This window comes from Blastococcus sp. CT_GayMR19 (assembly GCF_004570385.1).
GTDB lineage: Bacteria > Actinomycetota > Actinomycetes > Mycobacteriales > Geodermatophilaceae > Blastococcus_B.
Genome location: NZ_SPQL01000012.1, coordinates 1 through 21,124 on the forward strand (window position 1 = coordinate 1; position 21,124 = coordinate 21,124).

Sequence of the window (21,124 nt, forward strand, 5' to 3'; positions counted from 1 at the left end):
CCCCGGTCGCGTACGCCTGCTGCACGGCCGGCAGCTCGTCCAGGACGCGGCCGGCCTCGACCAGCCGCCGGGCGGCACCCTCGGACAGCCGGGTGTGGGTACGCAGCCAGGAGGCCGTCGACTTCGTTCCGTCGTACTCGACGGCCTGGGTCAGGTCGGCGGTGCGCACCGCGCGGGTGAGCACGGCGGCCAGCCGGTTCTGCGCGGCGACCAGGCTCCGGATCCGGTCCAGCTGCTCACCGGCCGACAGATCGTCGAGGTCCTCGGCGGCCAGGGCGTCCAGCGCCGACAACAGCTCGCTCACAACACCTCCCGACAGTTCGATCAGGTGTTCGAATAGTACCGCCTCCCGCGAGCGCTGGGCCAGACGAATCCCCAGGTCAGCGGCTTGTCCACAGATGTCGTGGGGCCATTGAGCTCGTCGCCGGACGATGGGTGAAGCTCATCGCCGGAGGGCGGGTGACGCTCCTCGTTCGGGGGGTGGGTGACGCTCCTCGTCGGACAGCGGGTGAGAAGTCGCCGACCGTCAGTCGGATCCGTCGTCCGGCCCTGGACGGCGGCGACGCAGCTGACCCTGCAGATGCATCACCCACAGGCCGAGCGCGGCCAGCGCGATGGCCGCGACGCAGGTCCAGGTCCACATGCGGTCGACGCGGTCGCCGAGCAGCAGCAGGACGACGAGGGCGACCGTCCAGAGCGCCGTCCCGGCCAGCACCACGCGGACGGTGTCCACCTGGAGCGGGGGCGGGGCCTGCTTGGTCGGACCGGGCACGGGGCCACCCTAGAGGCGGCCCGCTACATATCGGGTGGGTCACGAGGACACGTGCTGGTGATGATCGTGTGGCACGCTGTCGCCGCTCATAGCCGTCACCGCGGCCGAGCCGGGGCAGTTTCTGTGCATCCGGCCTGGTCACGAGCCCACCGGAGCCGTCATGCCTGCCAAGTCCCGCCGCCCCGTCAAGGGCGCCAGCGCTCCCGCCCCGGCCGCAGAGAGCGGGACGCCCGCCGACGTGGTGGCGGGGACCGGGACGCTGCCCCGTCGCAGTGACGGCCCGCAGGTGCGGCCGAAGAACGGGCTGGACCGCTACTTCGAGGTGAGCGCGCGCCGCTCGACGGTCGGCCGCGAGGTCCGCGGCGGGTTCACGACCTTCTTCACGATGGTCTACATCGTGCTGCTGAACCCGATCATCCTGACCAGCATCCCGGGCCTGGACGGCACTCTGGGCGCCGACGTCAGCGGCACCGTGCTGCCGTTCCCGGCGATCGCGGCGGTCACCGCCCTGATCGCCGGCGTCATGACGATCCTCATGGGCGTCGTCGGCCGCTACCCGTTCGCGGTGGCCGCCGGCCTGGGCATCAACGCGATCGTGGCGGTCTTCGCGGCCACCCAGCTCTCCTGGCCGGAGATCATGGGCCTCATCGTGCTCGAGGGCCTGCTCATCACGGTCCTGGTGCTCACCGGTTTCCGGCGCGCGGTCTTCGAGGCCATCCCGCCCCAGCTGAAGACGGCGATCGCGGTCGGCATCGGGTTCTTCCTGACCATCATCGGGCTGGCCGACGCCGGCATCATCCGGCCGGGTATCCCGCTGATCAGCTTCGGCGTCAACGGTCAGCTCGCCGGCTGGCCGATCCTGACCTTCATCGTCGGCCTGCTGCTGATGAGCGTCCTGGTCGTCCGGAAGGTCCGCGGTGGCCTGCTCATCGGGATCGTGGCCACCACGGTCCTCGCCATCATCATCGAGGCGATCGCCGACATCGGGCCGCGGATCTCGAACGGCGAGGAGGTCAACCCGCGCGGCTGGGCGCTGCAGGTCCCGGCACTGCCCGAGGACGTCGTCAGCACCCCCGACCTCTCGCTGCTCGGGAACGTCTCCCTCTTCGGCGGCTTCGAGCGGATCGGCGTCCTCGCCGCCGTGCTCATCGTGTTCTCGCTGATGATCGCCGACTTCTTCGACACCGTCGGCACGGTCACCGCCGTCGGTGCGGAGGGCAACCTGCTCGACAAGGACCGCAACCTGCCCAGGTCGCAGCCGGTGCTGCTGGTCGACTCGCTGGCCGCCGCGGCCGGTGGTGCCGGCAGCGTCTCTTCGAACACGACCTACATCGAGAGCGCGTCCGGGGTGGCGGACGGCGCCCGGACCGGCCTGGCCAGCGTCGTCACCGGCGTCCTGTTCCTGGTCACCATGTTCCTGAGCCCGCTGGTGCTGGTCGTGCCGTCGGAGGCCGCGGCCCCGGCGCTCGTGATCGTCGGCGCGCTGATGATCTCGCAGATCCGGCACCTGGCCTGGGACGACCTGTCGCTGGTCATCCCGGCCTTCCTCGCGATCGCCCTGATGCCGTTCACCTACTCGATCACCAACGGCATCGGCGCCGGCGTCATCAGCTTCGTGCTGCTCCGGCTGGCGGTCGGCCGGCGCGGCGACATCCACCCGCTGATGTGGGTCATCAGCGTGCTGTTCCTCATCTACTTCGCGCTGGAGCCGCTGCAGCAGCTGCTCTGAAATCCTGCGCACGGCTAACCATCGGGGCTAGGCTGGCCCCGTGAGCCGGACGACGCTGGACACCGCGGCGCTGGCGCACGACCTCCGACTGGCGGTCATGCGCTTCTCCCGGCGCCTGCGCAACCAGCGCGTGGACACCTCCGTCACGCTCACGCACCTGGCGGCGCTGTCCACGCTCAAGCGGCACGGCCCGATGAGCCCGGGGGAGCTGGCCGCCCACGAGCGGGTCCAGCCGCCGTCGATGACGCGGGTGGTGGTCGCGCTCGAGGGCATGGGGATGGTCACCCGCACGGCGCACCCCACCGACGGGCGGCAGGTCATCATCGGGCTGACCGCCGCCGCCGAGGACCTGCTCGCCGCCGAGGCCCGCGCGCGCGAGGCCTGGCTCAGCAGCCGGCTGCAGCAGCTGTCGGCCGACGACCGGGCCACGCTGCGCGAGGCCGCGGCGATCATGGACAAGCTGGCCAGTGAGTGAGCTCGCCGAGCACCGAGCCTGACAGCCGGCCTGCCGGCGCCCCGGCGCCGGGTCGTGGTCCCGAGTCCCCGCCTGCCCCCGAGCCGGACCAGGGGAAGGGGATGTTCCGCGCCCTGCGGGTGCGCAACTTCCGCCGCTTCGCCTCGGCCAACCTGGTCAGCAACACCGGCACCTGGATGCAGCGCATCGGCCAGGACTGGCTGGTGCTGCAGCTCTCCGACGACAGCGGCGTCGCCCTCGGGCTGATCACCGCCCTCCAGTTCGGCCCCTCCCTGCTGCTGAGCATGTACGGCGGTGTCCTGGCCGACCGCTACGCCAAGCGCCGCATGCTGCTCGTCACCCAGTCGCTGATGGGACTGCTCGCCCTCGCGCTCGGGATCCTCGTGGCGACCGACGTCGTCGAGCTGTGGCACGTCTTCCTGCTCGCCGGCGGGCTGGGCGCCGTCGCGGCCATCGACGCCCCGGTGCGGCAGGCGTTCGTCTCGGAGATGGTCGGTCCCGCCCTGCTGGCCAACGCCGTCGGGCTCAACTCCACGATCTTCAACGGCGCCCGGCTGGTGGGCCCGGCGATCGCCGGGCTGCTCATCGGCGCGTCCGGGGGCAACACCGCCCCGGCCTTCTTCGTCAACGCGGCCAGCTTCGCCTTCACCATCGGGGCGCTGGCGGGGCTGCGCACCGACGAGCTGCGGCCGAGCCCTCCGGTGGCCCGGGCTGCCGGCCAGCTGCGGGCCGGACTCGCCTACACCTGGGCGCATCCGGACCTGATGCTCGCCATGGTGCTCGCGTTCGTCCTCGGGACCTTCGGGTTCAACTACCAGGTCACCATCGCGTTGATGGCCCGCGAGGTCTTCGATCTGGGTGCCGAGGCGTTCGGGTTGCTCTCCACGTGCTTCGCCCTCGGCTCCCTGAGCGGGGCCTTGCTGTCCACCCGGCGCAGCGTCCGGCCCCGGCAGGTGTTCCTGGTCCTCTCGGCCGTGGTGTTCGGGCTGTTCACCATTGCCGCCGGGCTGATGACGGGGTTCGTCCCGTTCGCCGCGATGCTGGTGCCGACCGGAGCCGCGGCCCTGGTGTTCAGCGTGGCCAACAACAGCTTCGTGCAGCTCGGCGTGGACCCCCAGATGCGCGGCCGCGTCATGGCGCTCTACTTCATGTGCTTCCTGGGGGGCACCCCGGTCGGGGCGCCGCTGATCGGCTTCGTGTCCGAGCGCTTCGGTGCGCCATGGGGGCTGATCCTGGGCGGGGCGGTGTGCGTCCTCGCCGGGATCGGCGCCGCGATCTACCTGAGCCGCGGGCGCCGGGTGCGCCTGGAGGCGGGGCTGGCGCCGCCGCGCATGCGGCTGCGGATCAGCGACCGGCGGCCCGTGGTCGCCGGCCCCGGATTGCGGGCGGCCGAGGAAGCCGTCGCCGAGCGCGCCCCGGGCCGGCCGACGCTTCCGGAGTGACCGTGGGCCCGCGGTAGGAGACGGCGGATCCCGGGCGGATCGTGGTCCCGCCGGGCCTCCGATCGCGGTACCTTCGGGCGATCCTGTGGTAGGGGATCCGGGGAGGCGCCATGGCCGCGATCGTCGGTCAGTTCCTGCTGGTGTCGTGCCTGATCCTGGCCCCGGTCGCCCTCCTGTCGTTGCTCGACCGCATGGCGACCGGCCGTGCCGCGCCTTGGCGCCGCCCGCGCGCGCAGAAGGCGCCCGAGCCGGTGCGGCGTCCCATCCAGGTCGTGGCCGCCGATCTGCGCCGGCTCTCCCGGCAGCTCGCGCTCGTCCCGGCCGGCGCACCGCTGGTCCGGTGGAAGGCGCTCTGGGCGGCCTACGACGACGTGCTCGTCGAGGCCGCGGCGCAGCTGGGAGTCCCGCACGACCTGACCGGCACGCCGGAAGGGTTCGCGCGCGATTTCGAGCGCCTGCGCCTGCTGGCCGCCCTGGAGGGGGCCGGGCTGGCGGTGCACGACTGACGTCGACCGGACCGCGGGTCTTCTTCGCCGTCGATCCGCCGGAGGAGGCGCGCGCCGACCTCTCCCGCGCGCTGGAACCCCTCCGCGGCGCCGCGGGTGAGCCGCGCTGGATCCCGCCCGAGCGCTGGCATCTCACCCTGCTCTTCCTCGGCACGGTGCCGGCCGACCGGCTGCCGCTCCTGGTGCGGGCGGCCGCGCCTGCAGTGACCGCCGCGCCGCCACTCACCCTGCGCCTGGCCGGGGGCGGCCGGTTCGGGACGTCGCGCCGTCCCCAGGTGCTGTGGGCCGGCCTGGACGGCGACGTCCGCGCGCTGGCCGACGTCGCGCGGCGGCTGGCCGCCGCGGCCCGGGCGCTCGGCCTGCCCGTCGAGGACCGGCCGTTCCGGGCGCACCTCACCGTCGGCCGCTGGCGGCCCCGGCAGCCGGCGGACGCCGGTCTGGCCGCGCTGCTGACGGACTACCGCGGGCCGGAGTGGCCGGTTCCCGAAGTGCGGCTGCTGGAGAGCCACCTCGGCCCGAGGCCCAGCTACGAGCCGTTCGAAACCTGGAACGTGGGGTCGAGTTGATCATCGGCACATGGCTGGGCCTGGCGGCGTGCCGACCAGCCATTCGCCGATGATCAACGCGACGAGAGCAGCTACCAGGCGTACTCCATGGGGGCCGGCTTGTAGCCGGGGAAGATCTCGTCGAGGCGGGCGAGGGCGGCGTCGTCCAGCGTCACGCCCAGCGCCGTCATGGATCCCTCGAACTGCTCCATGGTGCGCGGCCCGACGATCGGCGCGGTGACGGCCGGCTGGTGCAGGAGCCACGCCAGGCCGACGTCCGCGGGTGCCTGCCCCATCTCCCGGCAGAAGGCCTCGTACGCCTCCAGTTCGGGGCGGTGCTTCTCCACCCGTTTCTGGTTGCGCTCCTCGTTGCGGCGGGTGCCCTCGTTCTTCTCCAGCACGCCGGCCAGCAGGCCGCCGGCCAGCGGGCTCCACGGGATCACGCCGATGCCGTAGTGCTGCGCGGCCGGGAGCACCTCGAGCTCGACGTGCCGGGTCAGCAGGTTGTAGTGCGACTGCTCGCTGACCAGGCCCAGGAAGTGCCGCCGGGCCGCCGCCTCGTTGGCGGCCGCGAGCTGCCAGGCGGCGTGGTTCGACGAACCGACGTAGAGCACCTTGCCCTGCGCGACCAGCGTCTCGCAGGCCTGCCAGATCTCGTCCCACGGCGTGCGCAGGTCGACGTGGTGGAACTGGTAGAGGTCGATCCAGTCGGTCTGCAGCCGGCGCAGCGACGCCTCGCACGCGCGGACGACGTTGCGGGCGGAGAGGAAGGTGTCGTTCGGCCAGTCCGACATGCCGCCGTAGACCTTGGTCGCCAGCACGGTCTTCTCCCGGCGCTCGCCGCCCTGGGCGAACCAGGTGCCGAGCACCTCCTCGGTGCGGCCCTTGCCGACGTCGAAGCCGTAGACGTTGGCGGTGTCGAAGAAGTTGATGCCCTCGGTGTGCGCCCGGTCCAGAATCGCGTGCGAGTCGGCCTCCTCGGTCTTCCAGCCGAAGTTCATCGTGCCGAGGCAGAGGCGGGAGACGGACAGGCCGCTGCGGCCGAGGTGCGTGTACTCCATGGGAAACCACCCTGGCACCCTGATCTCCGTGCCGCAGAACGGTGAGCTCTCCGCCTTCGACGCCGCGACCGCCGTCCGCAGGACCGAGGGCGGTGGGCTGATCGCCGACCTCGATCCCGGGTGGGACGTCGGCGGCGGCGTCCTCAACGGCGGCTACCTGCTCGCGGTCGCGGCCCGGGCGGCGGTCCTGGAGAGCCCGCACCCGCATCCGGTCGCGCTGGCGGCCAGCTATCTGCGGGCCACGGGCGCGGGCCCTGCCACGCTGCTGGTCACCCCGGGCTCAGCCGGTCGCACCCTCGCGCACGCGCACGTGGTCCTGTCCGACGCGGGTGGCCCGTGCCTGTCGGTCCAGACGACGACGGCTGCGCTCGGCTCCGGGGAGGTGGCGTGGTCCACCCCGCCGCCGGGGATCGCGCCGGTCGAGGAGTGTCTCTCCGCCGCGGAACAGGCCGCGGGGCAGGTGGACATGCCCGACGTGGGCATCCGCCATCGGGTGGAGACCCGGCTGGATCCGGCGACCGCCGGCTGGGTGACCGGCCGGCCGTCCGGCGAGCCGGTGATGCGCGCCTGGGTGCGCTTCGCGGACGGCCGGGACCCCGATCCGCTCGGCCTGATCACCTTCGCCGACGCGCTGCCCCCCACGCTCTGGTCGATGGGGCGGATGGGCTGGGCACCCACGGTGCAGTTGCAGGTGCTGCTGCGCGCCCTGCCGGCGCCGGGGTGGTGCCTGGCCGAGGCGCGGGCCGGCGAGGTGGCCGACGGCTGGCTCGACGAGGACTACCGGATCTGGGACTCCACCGGCCGACTGGTCGCGCAGAGCCGCCAGCTCGCCCGAGCTCCGAGGGGCTAGTGCGGCAGCTCGATGGTGCCGGTGAGGTAGCGCTGCACGGTCGGGCCGATCGCCGCGACGATCGAGTCGTGCGAGGCCGAGGCGAGCGGCTCCAGCTCCAGCACGTACCGCGTCATGACCAGACCGATGAGCTGGGAGGCGACGAGAGACGCGCGCGCGGCGCGTACGTCCGGGTCGTAGCCGAGCGTGCTGACCACCTTCCGCAGCACCCGGGAGACGAGGAACTCACGCAGCAGCTTCGCCGTCCATTCGTTGCTCACCGCCGACCGGATGAGCGCCAGACCGGCGGGCCGGGCCGGGCCGTCCCAGACGTGCAGCAGCATCCGCACGACCGCCGCCCCGAGCTGGTCACGCGGCGCGGCCAGGACGGTGGGCAGCAGATCCGCCGGATCGGCCGGTGCCTCGACGGCGGCCAGGAAGAGCTTGTCCTTGTTGCCGAAGTAGTGGTGCACCAGCGCCGGGTCGACGCCGGCCGCCGTCGCGATGCCCCGGATGGTGGCGCCGTCGAACCCGCGCTCGGCGAAGGCGGTGCGCGCTGCCGCGAGCACCGCCTCCCGGGTGTCCGGGTTGCCGGGGCGCCGGCCGGTCGGCCGGCCCTGGGGTGCGCTCAGCTCGTCCTCCTCCGCAGGGTCGCCGCCGCGAGCGCCAGGGCGACCAGCGCGGCGCCGGCGACGATGCCGATGTCGCGCCACATGATGCCTGTCTCCGCCGCCGACCTGCCGACCTCCTGGAGGGCCTCGACGGCGTAGGTGAGCGGGAGGACGTCGCTGATCGCCTGCAGCCAGCCGGCCATCTGCTCGCGGGGGACGAGCAGCCCGCACAGGAAGAACTGCGGCAGCACGACCACCGGCATGAACTGCACGGCCTGGAATTCGCTGCGGGCGAACGCGCTGGCCAGCAGTCCCAGAGCAACCCCGAGCACCGCGTCGACGACGGCGATGACCACCACCAGCCAGAGCGAGCCCGCGACGTCGAGGTCGTACACCGTCGTCGCCACGGTGACGGTGACGAGGGCCTGCAGCGCGGCCATCAGCCCGAAGGCCAGGCCGTAGCCGAGCAGCAGGTCGAGCCGGGCCAGCGGCGTGGTGAGCAGCCGTTCGAGCGTGCCCGACGTGCGTTCGCGCAGCATCGCGATGCTCGTGACCAGGAACATCACCACGAACGGGAAGATGCCGAGCATGGTCAGCCCGACCCGGTCGAAGATGCCGGGCTGGCCGGGCAGCGTGGGCACGTCCTTCCAGAGCAGGTAGAGCAGGCCGAGCAGCAGGCTGGGCAGGACCAGCATCATCGCGATGGTCCGGTGGTCGTGCCGCAGCTGGCGCAGCACGCGGCCCGCGGTCGCCGTCGTCAGTCGCGAGCTCAGGTGGCCGGCCGGGGCGGGAGCGGGGCGGGCGATCGTCGCGGTCATGCCGCCACCTCCTGGCGGTCGCGCACGACGTTGAGGAAGGCGACTTCGAGGTCGTCGGAGCGGCCGTCGATGCGCAGCTGGGCGGGGGTGGAGTCGGCGAGCAGCTCGCCGTCGCGGAGCAGCAGCAGCCGGTCGCACCGGCCGGCCTCGTCCATCACGTGGCTGGAGACGATCAGCGTCGTCCCGGCGCGGGCCAGGGCGTGGAAGCGGTCCCACAGCTCGACGCGGAGCACCGGGTCCAGCCCGACGGTCGGCTCGTCGAGGACCAGCACCTCGGGACGGCCGACCAGGGCGCAGGCGAGCGAGGCGCGGCCCATCTGGCCGCCGGAGAGGTCGCGCACGAGCTGGCCGGCTGCGTCGCCGAGTCCGACGTCGGCGACGGCGGCGTCCGCCTCACGGGCACCCATTCCGTACAGCGAGGCGAAGTAGCGGGCGTTCTCGCGCACGGAGAGGTCCTGGTACACGCTCGGGGCCTGGGTGACGTAGCCGACGCGGCTGCGGAGCGTCGGCGAGCCGGCCGGCTCGCCGAGGACGGTGACCTCGCCGGATCTCACCACCTGCACGCCGACGACGGCGCGCATGAGCGTGGTCTTTCCGCTGCCGCTCGGGCCGAGCAGGCCGGTCACCTGACCCGTGGGGACGGCGAAGGAGAGGCCGCGGAGCACCTCGCGCTTCCCGCGGACGACGACGAGATCGGTGACGGTGACGGCGCTGTCCATGGCGGCTCTCCGAAACTCAACGACTGATGAACTCAACGCTAGATGAGTTGTCTGCGCTCCGTCAACGGGTCCTTGGTCCCTGGCTGCTGTGGACGGGAGCCGGGCCGCAACCGCGGGAGCCGGCGTGCACGGCGGCTCCCGCGGTAGGACGGCGGCTCTCCGCTCCCCGGGCGGGCGCGTGGGATCCGCCGGGCATGATCGTCGGCGTGCCCGCTCCCGTCGTCATCACCGATCCGGCCGACCCGCGGGTGGCCGACTTCCGCGACCTCAAGGCGGGGGACCGCCCGGAGGGAGCCCCCCGGTGGAGCGGGCCGGTGATCGTCGAGGGCGTGCCGGCCGTCCAGCGACTGCTGGCCTCGGACTACCGGATCCGGGCGGTGTTCGGGGTGCCGGGCCGGGTCGCCGCCCTCGACCTGCCGGGCGACGTCGTCGCCTACGAAGCGGACAAGTGGCTGCTCTCGGAGGTGATCGGCTTCCGGCTCACCCGCGGGGTCCTCGCCTCGGCGGACCGCCGCCCGCCCGCCGATCTCGACGACCTCCTCGCCGGTCCCCATCCCGCGGCCCTGCGGCGGCTCGCGGTGCTCGAGGCGCTCAACGACGCGGAGAACCTGGGTTCGATCGCGCGCTCGGCCCTCGCGCTGGGCATCGACGGCCTGCTCCTGGACCCGCGATGCGCGGACCCGTTCTACCGGCGCTCGGTGCGGGTCTCGATGGGGCACATCCTGGCGCTGCCGTTCGCCGTCCTGCCCGACTGGCCGGCCGATCTCGAGCGGGTGCACGAGGCGGGCTACACGACGGTCGCGCTCACCCCGGCCGCCGACGCCGTCGACCTGACGTCGATCGACCCGCGGGAGCACCCCCGGACGGCGCTGCTGCTCGGGGCCGAGGGGCCGGGACTCACCGCCGAGGCGCAGGCAGCGGCCCGTGTGCGGGCGAAGATCCCGATGCGAGAGGGCGTGGACTCCCTCGGCGTCGCCGCGGCGGCCGCGATCGCCTTCGCGACCCTCCGCTGAGGGCGGCCGAAACGGCCATGAAGGCCGGTGGTTTCAGCCGCGGAGCGAGAAGCGGGCCAGGTGCCCCCGGGCCTCCTCGGCGTGGGCGGGGTTGCACATCACGTCGTAGCGGCCGGCCGTGATCTTGCTGGTACTGGTGAAGTCGCGCTTGCCCTGCGTCGCCGCGTAGCCCATGGCGCCGAACACCGCACCGAAGACGACGCCGATCAGCAGGCCGACGAGCACCGAGCTCAGCCACTGGCTGCCGTCGGGGGCGAAGATGCCGAGCAGCAGGCCGACGAACAGACCCCACCAGGCACCACCGGCCGCCCCGGCGCCGACCGCGCGGCCACGGGTCAGCCGGCCGGTCACGGTCTCGATCATGCGGAGGTCCGTGCCGATGATCGTGACGTTCTCGACCGCGAACTTCTGGTCGGAGAGGTAGTCGACGGCGGCCTGCGCCTGCTCGTAACTGTCGTAGGACCCGACCTGGACGCCGCCCAGCGGCATGGATACCGACGCTGACATGCCCGTATCAACTCCCGGCCGCGAAACGCTGTTCCCGGGCGTCAGCGGTGGCGGCGGACCCCGAAGACGATGTCCTCCCAGGCCGGGATGCGGGCGCGCGGGTCCTCGGGTTCCTCGGCACCGCGGGCCAGCACCACCGTGTCGTGGTCGGCCACCTGGTCGAGCAGGTCGTCCACCGAGCGGTCGTCGTCGGGGGAGCCCACCGGGGCGTGCACGTCCCGGACGTGCGCGTCGTCGGCGCCGCGGAGCTCGGGCGTGGATCGCTCCAGGGCGAGTTCCTCGATGGCCAGGGCGTCGGTCGCGTACGCGTCCACGCCCTCGTCGTCATCTGCGGGCTCGTCGTCCGACGGGGTGTCACGGACGACCGTGACGGCCCGCGACCGCAGGGACGGCGCGGCGTGCACGCCGGCCGGCACGTCGGGGACGACCCGGACGAGGCGGGTGCCCTCGGCGAAGTCCAGGGTGGCCGCGTCCGCCGGGGCGACGGTGCGCGACGGGAGGTCGAAGGCCCAGCGGGTGGTCCCCGACTTCGGGCCGGCCCGCCAGGCGCCGGTGATCAGCCACGAGCCGTCGTCGGTGCGGTGGGCGTCCCAGGTCACCGCGTCGACGTCGGTGTCGAGCAGCCGCAGCCGCTCGGAGATGAAGGAGGACAGCGCGACGGTGGGCGGGCCCTCGCTCAGCCGGACCCGCGCGTCGCGGGCCTGCTCGGCCACGCGGGCGCGCTCCTGCAGCACGGGGTGGGCGAAGCGCATGATCCGCTCGACGCGGGTGCCGGAGGCGGCGGCCACCTGCTCGGGGGTCTCGCCGGCGCGGATGCGGGCCTGGATCACCCGCGGGGGCAGCTCGGTGCCGAGGTCGACGTCGATCTGCGTGAGCCGGCGGGAGTCTCCCCGGGCCGCGGCGCGCAGCCGGTCGTCGATGGGGAGCTCGAACCGCTCACCGCCGTCGGCGTCCGCGCCGTCCACCGCCAGGATGAGGTTCTGCCCGTCGTCGGAGAGCGCCACGAGGCGCAGCGTGCGCATGGACGACCTCCTGCTGACTGCGCGACCCGATCCCGGAAAGAGAGCGGAGTCCGAGGCTAACGGCGTGCCGGGGGCGCGGCCCGCAGGCGGTGCGGCGTGGCGCGTTCCCGCCGCGACGGTGCCGGTCGGTCCCTGGTCGGCCGATGAGTGCTTCATTCACCTGTTCGCAATCTGCGCACGGCACAGTCGAGCGCGCGTCGCGGACCCGGGACTTCTGCACAGGAGGTGCGATGGCCAGCCCCCTGACCGATGTGCGCCTCGCGCCCTCGGCTTCCGCCGTCGCCGAGATCGCCGGCGCCCCGGGCGCCTGGTGCCCGGCGCTCGCGCCCCAGGGAGACCGCGTCGCCTACGTCACCGACCGGTCCGGGATCCCCCGTCTCGAGGTGGCCACGGTCGACCAGCAGACCCCGCCCGTCGTCCTCTCCGGTCCGGAGCAGGAGGTCGTCTCCGTCGCGTGGTCGCCCGACGGCGCCTGGCTGGCGTACCTGGTGAGCCCTGGCGGCTCGATCTGCGCCGAGCTGCACGTCGTCCGTCCCGACGGGTCCGGCCGCCGCCGTGTCGCGGGGGAGGACCCGCGGGCCACTGTGTTCGCCGGCGGATGGACCGGCCCCGGCCACTACGCCTGCTCGATCGCGCACGGCGACGGTCCCGACGCCGACATCGTCCTGGTCACCGCGGACACGGGGGAGCAGCGGACCCTCGCCCGCGGCGGCTTCCTGTCCGTGAACGCGGTGTCGGCCGACGAGCGGTTCCTGCTGGCCCGCCGGGGTCCGCGCGGCTACCGGCACATCGTGGTCATCGACGTCGCCACGGGCGTCCAGCGCCGGGTGCTGCCGCTGGACGCACCGGGCGGGATCGCCTCGGAGGACGGCCGGTTCGGGCCCGACGGCCGCTCGGTCCACGTGCGCGCGTCGCTCCCCGGCGAGCCCGGGACGGACCGTGCCGGGCTGGTGGTCGTCCCGCTGTCCGAGGACGGCGTTCCCGGCGCCGGCCGCGTCGTCCTGTACCGCCCGGACGCCGATCTGGACGGCTACGCCCTCCGCGCCGACGGGACGGCGCTGGCGGTCTGGACGGTCCGCGAGGTCACCGAGCTGTGGGTGCACGACCTGTCCGACGGATCGCCGCTGCGGCAGGTGGCGCTGCCGGAGCCGGTCATGCCGGGCTGGTCGCTGGCCGCCGACGGCGCGACGCTCGTCGCCGAGCTGACCGGCCCGCTCGCGCCGCGTGGTCTCTGGGTCGTTCCCCTCGACGAGGACGCCGGACCGCCGGTGCCGCTGCCCTCGGCGCCGCGCCGTCCCGACCCGGCGCTGCTCGTGACGCCGGTGCGCCACGAGTACGTCGCCTTCGACGGCCTGGCGCTGTCCGGGTGGCTCTACCGGCCGCCGGGCGCCGTCGGTCCGAACCGCACGGTCGTCAGCTTCCACGGCGGGCCGGAGGGCTCGGAGCGGCCGGCGTACTCGCCGGTGGCGCAGAGCCTGGTCGCCGCGGGCTTCACCGTCTTCGCGCCCAACGTGCGGGGGTCCGGCGGGTTCGGGCGCGCGTTCACGACGTGTGACGACGGCGCCGCCCGCGCGGCCTCGTTCGCCGACGTGCGGGCGACCGTCGAGGAGCTCGTCGCCGAGGGCATCGCCGAGCCGGGCCGGATCGGCGCGCACGGCTGGTCCTACGGGGGCTATCTGACGCTGGTGGCGCTGACCCGCTGGCCGGACCTGTTCGCCGGAGCCGCGACGCTCGCCGGGATGAGCGACCTGCGCACCTTCTTCGCGGGTACCGAGCCGTGGATGGCGGCGGCGTCGGTCACCGAGTACGGGGACCCCGTGGCCGACCGCGACCTGCTTTCCGACCTCTCGCCGATGACGGCCCTGGACCGGCTGACCACACCGGTGCTGCTCGCGCACGGGGACCGCGACACGAACGTGCCGGTTGCCGAGTCGGTGCAGGCGCATCAGGCCCTGCAGGCGCTCGGCGCGGTCAGCGAGCTGCTGCTGCTCCCGGGCGAGGGGCACACCGTCGTGGGGCGCGACCATCTCGTGGAACTCAGCACACGCGTCGCCGCGTGGTTCGATCGCTGGCTGTGAGCGGGGATCTCTTTGCCGGCTATCCCGCGTGCCCCGCTGACGAAGCGGTCGGCCCGGACGGCCGGCTGCGCGGCGCCTACGGCCGGGTCGCACCGGCGCTGACGCGGCTGGGCACCTCGGGGCTCGTGGCCGCTGCGGACGCGATGTCGACCGAGCGCCGCGACCGTGGGGTCAGCGTGGCGACGTGGGCCGACGGACGGCAGATCGTCCGTCCCCTGGAGCTCGACCCGCTTCCACGTGTCGTGCCCGCGGCCGACTGGGCGCGGATCGCCGAGGGAGTCGAGCAACGCCATCGGGCGCTGAACGCCTTCCTGGCCGAGGCCTACCGGGCGGCGGGACGACGGCGCAACGACACCGACCGGGCGCCGCAGGTGGTGCGGGCCGGCGTGCTGCCCGAGTGGGCCGTCGCCCACAGCCCGGGCCGCGACCCGGATGCGGTCGGCATGGCGTGGCCGGGCCAGCCACGGGCCACCGTGGCGGGCACCGACGTGCTGCGGACCGCCGACGGTTCCTGGGTGGTGGCGAAGGACCATCTCCGGGTGCCGGCCGGGCTCGGGTACGCCCTGACCAACCGGGTGAGCCTGCGCGGCGCGCTGCCGTCCCTCTTCGACGACTGCCGCCCGTCCGATCCCTTCGACGCGGTGCCGCTGCTGCGGGCCGGGCTGGAGGCGGCGGCGCCACCGGGGATCTCGGGCACCCCGCGGATCGCCGTCCTCACGTCCGGGCAGAGCGACAACGCCTGGTTCGAGCACCAGGTGCTGGCCGACGCCCTCGGTGTCCCGTTGGTGCGGGCCACGGACGTGTGGCCGCGCCTGGACGGGGGTGTGGAGGTGGCGGTCGGCAGCGAGCGCCTGCCGGTGGACGTCCTGTACCGCCGGTTCGACGACGGGCTGCTCGGGGCGTTCCGGGTGCCGATCGGATCGCCGCTGGACTCACTGCTCACGGAGGCGGTGCGCGGCGGCCTGCTGGGGCTGGCCAACGTGCCCGGCAACGGGCTGGCCGACGACGCGGCGGCCTACGCCTGGGTGCCGGCGATGATCCGCTTCTACCTGGGCGAGGAGCCCTTGCTCCCCTCCGTGTCCACCTGGGTGCTGGCCGACGAGGGTCAGTGGGCGGAGGTGCGGGACCGGCTGCACGAGCTGGTGATCGAGCCGGTCGCCGGATACGGCGGGCGGGGCGCGGTGTTCGGGCCGACGTGCTCGGCCGCCGAGCTCGCGTCGCTGCAGGCGGAGGTCGCGGCGGCGCCGTACCGCTTCGTCGCGCGGGAGCCGATCGAGGCCTCGACCGTGCCGACGCTGGTCGACGGCGCCCTGGTGCCGCGGCACGTGGACCTGCGGGTGTTCTCGGTGGCGGGCGCGGCCGGGGCCACCCAGGCCCTTCCGGCCCCGCTGACGCGGGTGACGCCGGATAACTCGGGTGAGTCGAGCGCCGTCACGAAGGACACCTGGCTCGTCGGCTGATCGTTGGCACACCGCCTGGGCAACCTCGCTAGGTGCGACTCCGCCCACTGCGCGACGGCACACCAGTCCGCTTGAGGTGCCTAGACAGCGGATTCATCCGGTGGCCACCCGCCTGTGGTGGCCTGTCCGCGCCCCGGATCCACATTGTGTTCAGATGAGTCCCGTGCGCGTCCGGTAACCTCTCGAACGCAGAGCGCTATCCGCCGTCGGAGGGTCTTGGGGAGATGTTCAAGATCCTAGCGCGATTCTGGGCCGTGCTCGTGTCCCTGGCTGGTGTCGTTGGCCTTTATATTGCGGCGGAAGTGGAAGACCTCTTGTGGGCCTTCTGGGTGGTGGTCGCTGGCGCTCTTGCGATCACCGCGGCGACCATTCTTGCACCCCGCGGCTTCGAATGGACCAAAAAGGTCCGCGGCTATGATCGATTGCTTGAGCTTTCCGGGCGCCTCCAGGTCGAGATCGAATCACTGAAGGAAAGCAATCGCCGGGCTACCCTAGAGGCAGAGAAGAATTGGTCAGTGGGCATGGAAGAGGGAATCCGACAGGTCCGTGGCGCGCTGTTGGCGCAATCCCTGGAACACGTGCCTGAGCTCGTAGGTGTCCAGGCCGTGAATGGTGATGTCGCAGTCCTCGCGCGTTGGCCGGACGAGCATCCCGAGATCCTGGGAGCCCGATACGATCTGGAAGTCCGAACGACTGGAGCGGTACGCGGCGTCGTAGAGGCGCGCACTTACGACCAGCAACGCGAGTTGGTGGCCTTCGTCTGCGTTGGCAAGAAGTCATCTGCTTTCTGGACTCGCCTGGCCGAACGAGCCGACGTGGACACCGAGCTACCCAAGGGGCTGGCGTTACGGCCGTCTGCGTTGCCCGTACAAGATAATGCAGCCACGGCTGAGGTTGAGAGTTTCGACGCCGTCGAGGGGACGATATAATGGCACAAATAAAGGTCGCAGATGCCAAGGTGGCAACTCACGTCGATGAGTACCAGCTAGCGTTCAATGCGGGTGGTAAGTCTGGGATTCAGGAGGGCGACGTTGTCGTTCTCAGTCGGTCGGTCGAGATCAAGGATCCGGATACCGGCGAAAAGCTGGGGGTAGTCTTGCTTCCCAAGCTTCGCCTAGCGGTGAACCTGGTAGCTGATGCCTACAGTGTTGCGAGGGTTACCGACCGAACCCCGGCCAAGTCTGTCAAGATAGACCCATGGGGCACGAATACAACTAAGGGACCTCTCAAGAAGGTCACTGATGATGAATTCGACACCGATAACGTGTACGTCCAAGTCGGAGAGGCGGCTCAGTTCCGTAGAGAGGTCGCAGACGAACCGCCGTTCTGACGGGCGGTGCAGCACCCCCTTGACTTGAAGTAAGTACGCAAATCGGGACCCGTCCCGCTGGGTCTTGACCTTCCCGGGCCCGCTCCGCAGGTTCATGCCCCTGCCCGCGGCCGCGCGGTCACGGGCCGTGTCCTGGTGGGCGCTACGCCTGGCGATCCTTGGCCAGTGGGCGGAGATGCAGTGCCTGGGCCTGTGCGAGGGTCAGGCGGTAGCGGTCGCGTGGTCGCCGGACACCGGGCTCACGATCGTCACGGTCGTGCCGTCCGGGCTGGGGGTGGCGGTGATCTCGCCGATGGCGCTCATCAGCGTGCCGCCCCGGCCGCGATCCATGCTCGGCGTCCGCTCGCGCCACTGGCCGTAGTCGCGCACCGCGATCCGCACCTGGATGTCGTCCACGTGCACCGTGACGTCGAAGATCGGCTCGGTGGGGTCCTGGGCGTGCTCGAACGCGTTGGTCGCCGCCTCGCACGCGGCCAGCAACAGGTCGTACGTCTGGTCGTGCTCCACCCCGGCGTCGTCCAGCAGCGTCCGCAGCCGCCGGCGGAGCACCGGGATCGACGCCGCCTCCGCGGGGAACCGCCACTCCGCGTTCCGGCCGGGCGCGGACGGCGCGCTCTCATGCCGGCGCCGCGGGGACGGCGGACCCGGCCGCGAACCGTTCGACTCGGGCGACGGGGGAGCCGGGGCGAACCCCGCGATCGCGGCGGGCTCGACGGGCGGGGTGGTCGCGTCCACCGTCGCGCGCTCGGCAGCCCGTGCCGCCGACCGCCCGGCCGCCCGCTCCAGGGCCACCCGGACGCGGGCGACCAGTTCGTCGGCCCGGAAGGGCTTGGCCAGGTAGTCGTCCGCTCCGGCCTCCAGCCCCTCGACCGATGCCTCCTGGCCGGCGCGGGCGGTCAGCATGATCACCGGGATGTCGACGGTCGCGTCCTCGGCGCGCAGCCGCCGCAGCAGCTCGAACCCGTCGATCCGCGGCATCATCACGTCGGTCAGCACGATGTCGGGCGAGCGCTCCGCCACCGCCGCCAGCGCCTCCTCGCCGTTCGCCGTCGTCCGCACCGCCCAGTGCCGCCCGAGCAGCCGGGTCAGGTACGCGCGCATGTCGGCGTTGTCGTCCACGACCAGGATGTCCGCACCCCGCGTCCCGGCGGCGGGCTCGCCGGGCCGGGAGGTGTCCTGCTCCCAGCTCGCGGCCTCCCCGCGGGCCGCCTCCGACGGAGCGGTCGAACCGCTCCCGCCGACGACGTCGGCCGCGCCGAAGGGCAGCGCGACGGTGAACGTGCTGCCCGTGCCCGGCTCGCTCTCCACCGACACCGCGCCCCCGTGCAGGGCCGCCAGCTCGTGCACCAGCGCCAGCCCGATCCCGGTGCCCTCGCGCGTGCGGGAGGTGGCTCCCGGCACCCGGTGGAAGCGCTGGAACAGGTGCGGCAGCTCCTCGGCCGCGATCCCGACGCCGGTGTCGGTCACGGTGAGCACGAAGCGGTTCCCGTCGGCGCGCAGGCGGACGTCGATCCCGCCGACGAACGTGTACTTGACCGCGTTCGCCAGCAGGTTGACGACGACCTTCTCCCACATCCGCGGGTCGACGTAGGACGGTTGCCCCAGCGGCGGGCAGTCCACGGTCAGTCGCAGTCCGGCGCGTTCGGCCGCGGCCCGGAAGATGCCGGCCAGCTCGGCGGTGAACGTGGCGACATCCGTCTCCACCCGCACGGGAGCGGCCCGGCCGGCCTCGATGCTGGCGAAGTCGAGCAGGTCGTTGACCAGCCGCTGCAGCCGCTGGCCGTTGCGCAGGGCCAGGCTGAGCTGCTCCTGCACGCCGGCCGGCAGCGGCTCGGCCGGGTCGTCGAGGACGTCGCCGATGGGGCCGAGCAGGAGCGTCAGCGGCGTCCGCAGCTCATGGCTGACGTCGGAGAAGAACGTCGTCTTCGCCCGGTCCAGCTCGGCCAGTGACTCGGCCCGCTGCCGCTCCGCCTCGAACGCGCGGGCGGTGGCCACCGCACCGGCGAACTGCGCGCCCAGCAGCTCGTGGAAGGAGCGGTGCTCCTCGTCGAGCGCCAGGTTGGGGCTCTTGCCGACGACGAGCACGCCGAGCGGCTCGGCGCCCATGCCCAGCGGGAGGACGGCCGCCTCGGTGACCGGGTCGCCCCAGGGACCGCCGGCGACGAGCAGCCGGTCGATCCCGGCGACGACCTCGGCGGCATCGGGACCGGTGACCTCGGGGAGCAGGCCGGCGCTGCAGCCGACGGCGGCGGCCCGGTGCAGCTGCGCATCCTCGCCCGCCAGGTAGACGGCCGCGAACGGCACGTCGAGTCGGTCCTCGGCCAGCGCGCGGCACATGGCCGCGACGGCCTCAGCCTCGTCGGTCACGTGGGCCCCGGCCACGGAGAGCTCGTGCAGCAGCCGCTGGCGCCGGGAGCCGATGACCTGCCCGGTGACCTCGTAACAGACGGCGTGCATGCCGGCGACCGTGGCGTCGTCCCCGAAGGCCGGCGCGTGGGTGACCGTGAAGTAGGTCTCCTCGCGGTACCCGTGCCGCTCGAGCAGCAGCTGCAGCGCCGGGAACCACGACGACTCCAGCGTGGTCATCGCGTGCGCGATGGGCGGCCCGAGCGCGTCCCACGCGGCGGAGAGGGTCTCCCGGATGTCGTTCCCGATGGCCGGGTGGTGCGCGCCGATCAGCGGGGCGTAGCCGTCGTTGTAGAACTGGGTGAACTCGGGCCCCCAGGTCAGCACCATGGGAAACCGCGACACCAGCACGGTGCGGACGGCGTAGCGCAGGCTGGCCGGCCACGTCTCCACCGGTCCGACCGGGGTGCTCGACCAGTCCATCGCCGCCATCAGCCGGCCGGCCTCGCCACCGGCGGTGAAGATGCCGAGGTCGCCGTCACCTGGTCCCGAGGGGGAAGCGGGGACCACGCTCACCTCCAGCCGAGACGCCGAGCAGGACAGCGAGCCCGGACGACGCGTCCGGTCGGCAGCCGGCCCGGCTTCGACAACCCGCCTACGCAACGTACCCGCGGCGACTTCGACACGTGATGGTGCCCTGGGGTCAGAGCCGCTCGACGATGTGGTCGATGCAGGCGGTCAGCGCGCTCACGTCGTCCGGGTCGACGGCCGGGAACATGCCCACCCGCAGCTGGTTGCGGCCCAGCTTCCGGTAGGGCTCGGTGTCCAGGACGCCGTTCTCCCGCAGCACGGCGGCGATCCGGGTGGCGTCCACGGAGTCGTCGAAGTCGATCGTGCCGACGACGAGGGAGCGCTGGTCGGCGTCGGACACGAACGGGGTGGCGAACGACGACTTCTCCGCCCAGCGGTAGAGCCGGTTCGACGAGTCGGTGGTGCGGGCCACCGCACCGGACAGCCCGCCCAGGGACAGCAGCCACTGGATCTGGTCGGCCAGGAGGAACAGCGTCGCCACCGCGGGGGTGTTGTACGTCTGGTCCTTCGAGGAGTTGTCGACGGCGATCGACAGGTCGAGGAAGCCGGGGATCCAGCGGCCCGACGCCTTGACCTCGGCCACCCGCGCCAGGGCGTCGCCCGACATGACCGCCACCCAGAGACCGCCGTCGGCGGCGAAGGACTTCTGCGGCGCGAAGTAGTAGACGTCGGTCTGGTCGATGTCCACCGGCAGGCCACCCGCGCCGCTGGTCGCGTCGATGAGCACCAGGGCGTCGTTGTCGGCGCCGTGCGGCCGCTGGATCGGGGCCATCACGCCGGTGGAGGTCTCGTTGTGCGCCCACCCGTAGACGTCGACGCCGTCCTGCGCCTTCGGCAGCGCCAGGGAACCGGGGGCGGCCTTGGCGATCACCGGGTCGGCGAGGAACGGCGCCTCGGCGACCCCGGAGGCGAACTTGGCGGAGAACTCCCCGTAGGTGCCGAAGGCGGCGCGGTCCCGGATCAGGCCGAAGATCGCGGCGTCCCAGAACGCCGTCGTCCCACCGTTGCCGAGGACGACCTCGTAGCCGTCCGGCAGGTCGAACAGGTCGCGGAGCCCGGCACGGATCTGGCCGACCAGTCCCTTGACGCCGGACTGGCGGTGGGAGGTGCCCATGATCGCGGCGCCGTCGGTGACCAGCGCCTGCAGCGCCTCCGGGCGGACCTTGGACGGCCCGCAGCCGAACCGGCCGTCGGCGGGCAGGAGCTCGGCGGGGAGGGTGATGCTCATCCGGGGAGTGCCTCTCGGTTCGGTGCGGGGTGCAGCGGGGGT

At 72.9% G+C, this 21,124-nt stretch carries 20 protein-coding genes and 1 pseudogene; 11 read left to right on the plus strand and 10 right to left on the minus strand.

The features are described 5' to 3' along the window. A pseudogene (locus E4P39_RS16220) lies at positions 1-304 on the minus strand (DUF222 domain-containing protein); the annotation flags it as partial. A gap of 222 nt (positions 305-526) precedes the next feature. Then, positions 527-772: a DUF2530 domain-containing protein gene (locus tag E4P39_RS16225; RefSeq protein WP_135137620.1), complete on the minus strand. Its 246-nt coding sequence runs from the start codon at positions 770-772 to the stop codon at positions 527-529. A 160-nt stretch (positions 773-932) separates the two neighbouring features. On the opposite strand from E4P39_RS16225, the gene E4P39_RS16230 reads away from it, so the two are divergent. From E4P39_RS16230 to thpR, 5 genes are all read left to right on the plus strand, one after another. Further along, complete coding sequence (locus E4P39_RS16230; RefSeq protein WP_135137621.1) at positions 933-2,501, plus strand: NCS2 family permease; 1,569 nt, start codon at positions 933-935, stop codon at positions 2,499-2,501. A 40-nt stretch (positions 2,502-2,541) separates the two neighbouring features. Next, positions 2,542-2,976 (plus strand): MarR family transcriptional regulator, encoded by a 435-nt coding sequence (locus E4P39_RS16235; protein ID WP_209306571.1) that lies wholly within the window; start codon positions 2,542-2,544, stop codon positions 2,974-2,976. Between the two features lie 101 nt (positions 2,977-3,077). Continuing rightward, a complete protein-coding gene (locus E4P39_RS16240; protein ID WP_135137622.1) occupies positions 3,078-4,418 on the plus strand; it encodes an MFS transporter in 1,341 nt (446 codons plus the stop codon). A 110-nt stretch (positions 4,419-4,528) separates the two neighbouring features. Then, on the plus strand, positions 4,529-4,924 hold the full coding sequence (locus E4P39_RS16245; protein WP_135137623.1) for a hypothetical protein: 396 nt from the start codon (positions 4,529-4,531) through the stop codon (positions 4,922-4,924). After that, positions 4,921-5,490, plus strand: a complete 570-nt coding sequence (thpR, locus tag E4P39_RS16250; protein ID WP_135137722.1) for an RNA 2',3'-cyclic phosphodiesterase — start codon at positions 4,921-4,923, stop codon at positions 5,488-5,490. The genes E4P39_RS16245 and thpR overlap by 4 nt, the downstream gene beginning before the upstream one ends. A 71-nt stretch (positions 5,491-5,561) precedes the next feature. On the opposite strand, the gene E4P39_RS16255 is transcribed toward thpR, so the two are convergent. Continuing rightward, entirely contained in the window at positions 5,562-6,530 is a 969-nt protein-coding gene (locus tag E4P39_RS16255) for an aldo/keto reductase (protein WP_135137624.1), read from the minus strand. Between E4P39_RS16255 and E4P39_RS16260 the strand changes: the two genes are divergently transcribed. Next, a complete protein-coding gene (locus E4P39_RS16260; RefSeq protein ID WP_245159886.1) occupies positions 6,529-7,380 on the plus strand; it encodes a thioesterase family protein in 852 nt (283 codons plus the stop codon). The two genes, E4P39_RS16255 and E4P39_RS16260, sit on opposite strands and share 2 nt — an antisense overlap. On the opposite strand, the gene E4P39_RS16265 is transcribed toward E4P39_RS16260, so the two are convergent. The 3 genes from E4P39_RS16265 to E4P39_RS16275 are packed head-to-tail and all read right to left on the minus strand — an operon-like array spanning position 7,377 to position 9,507. After that, positions 7,377-7,928, minus strand: coding sequence for a TetR family transcriptional regulator (locus E4P39_RS16265; RefSeq protein ID WP_135137625.1), 552 nt, complete (start codon positions 7,926-7,928; stop codon positions 7,377-7,379). The two genes, E4P39_RS16260 and E4P39_RS16265, sit on opposite strands and share 4 nt — an antisense overlap. Before the next feature lie 59 nt (positions 7,929-7,987). Next, positions 7,988-8,788 (minus strand): ABC transporter permease, encoded by an 801-nt coding sequence (locus E4P39_RS16270; RefSeq protein WP_209306572.1) that lies wholly within the window; start codon positions 8,786-8,788, stop codon positions 7,988-7,990. Further along, positions 8,785-9,507, minus strand: a complete 723-nt coding sequence (locus E4P39_RS16275) for an ABC transporter ATP-binding protein (protein ID WP_135137626.1) — start codon at positions 9,505-9,507, stop codon at positions 8,785-8,787. Before E4P39_RS16275 ends, E4P39_RS16270 begins: the two co-directional genes overlap by 4 nt. Before the next feature lie 206 nt (positions 9,508-9,713). Here E4P39_RS16275 and E4P39_RS16280 point away from each other — a divergent pair, with 206 nt between their 5' ends. Further along, positions 9,714-10,520: an RNA methyltransferase gene (locus tag E4P39_RS16280; RefSeq protein WP_245159887.1), complete on the plus strand. Its 807-nt coding sequence runs from the start codon at positions 9,714-9,716 to the stop codon at positions 10,518-10,520. Positions 10,521-10,553: 33 nt separating this feature from the next. Here E4P39_RS16280 and E4P39_RS16285 read toward each other — a convergent pair whose 3' ends face one another. Together E4P39_RS16285 and sepH are read right to left on the minus strand one after the other, a co-directional pair. Continuing rightward, a complete protein-coding gene (locus tag E4P39_RS16285) occupies positions 10,554-11,027 on the minus strand; it encodes a general stress protein (protein WP_135137628.1) in 474 nt (157 codons plus the stop codon). Positions 11,028-11,068: 41 nt separating this feature from the next. Beyond that, complete coding sequence (gene sepH / locus E4P39_RS16290; protein WP_135137629.1) at positions 11,069-12,049, minus strand: septation protein SepH; 981 nt, start codon at positions 12,047-12,049, stop codon at positions 11,069-11,071. A gap of 230 nt (positions 12,050-12,279) precedes the next feature. Between sepH and E4P39_RS16295 the strand changes: the two genes are divergently transcribed. The 4 genes from E4P39_RS16295 (at position 12,280) to E4P39_RS16310 (ending at position 16,917) form a co-directional block, all read left to right on the plus strand. After that, complete coding sequence (locus E4P39_RS16295) at positions 12,280-14,127, plus strand: alpha/beta fold hydrolase (RefSeq protein WP_135137630.1); 1,848 nt, start codon at positions 12,280-12,282, stop codon at positions 14,125-14,127. Next, positions 14,124-15,587 (plus strand): circularly permuted type 2 ATP-grasp protein, encoded by a 1,464-nt coding sequence (locus tag E4P39_RS16300; RefSeq protein WP_135137631.1) that lies wholly within the window; start codon positions 14,124-14,126, stop codon positions 15,585-15,587. The genes E4P39_RS16295 and E4P39_RS16300 overlap by 4 nt, the downstream gene beginning before the upstream one ends. Before the next feature lie 224 nt (positions 15,588-15,811). Beyond that, the gene (locus E4P39_RS16305) at positions 15,812-16,516 is read left to right on the plus strand and encodes a hypothetical protein (protein ID WP_135137632.1); all 705 of its coding nucleotides are present in this window, start codon (positions 15,812-15,814) and stop codon (positions 16,514-16,516) included. Beyond that, the gene (locus tag E4P39_RS16310; RefSeq protein WP_135137633.1) at positions 16,516-16,917 is read left to right on the plus strand and encodes a hypothetical protein; all 402 of its coding nucleotides are present in this window, start codon (positions 16,516-16,518) and stop codon (positions 16,915-16,917) included. Before E4P39_RS16305 ends, E4P39_RS16310 begins: the two co-directional genes overlap by 1 nt. 201 nt (positions 16,918-17,118) lie before the next feature. Here E4P39_RS16310 and E4P39_RS16315 read toward each other — a convergent pair whose 3' ends face one another. Together E4P39_RS16315 and serC are read right to left on the minus strand one after the other, a co-directional pair. Continuing rightward, positions 17,119-19,833 (minus strand): ATP-binding protein, encoded by a 2,715-nt coding sequence (locus E4P39_RS16315; protein ID WP_245159888.1) that lies wholly within the window; start codon positions 19,831-19,833, stop codon positions 17,119-17,121. Positions 19,834-19,966: 133 nt separating this feature from the next. Beyond that, entirely contained in the window at positions 19,967-21,082 is a 1,116-nt protein-coding gene (gene serC, locus E4P39_RS16320; protein ID WP_135137634.1) for a phosphoserine transaminase, read from the minus strand. Positions 21,083-21,124: the final 42 nt, after the last annotated feature.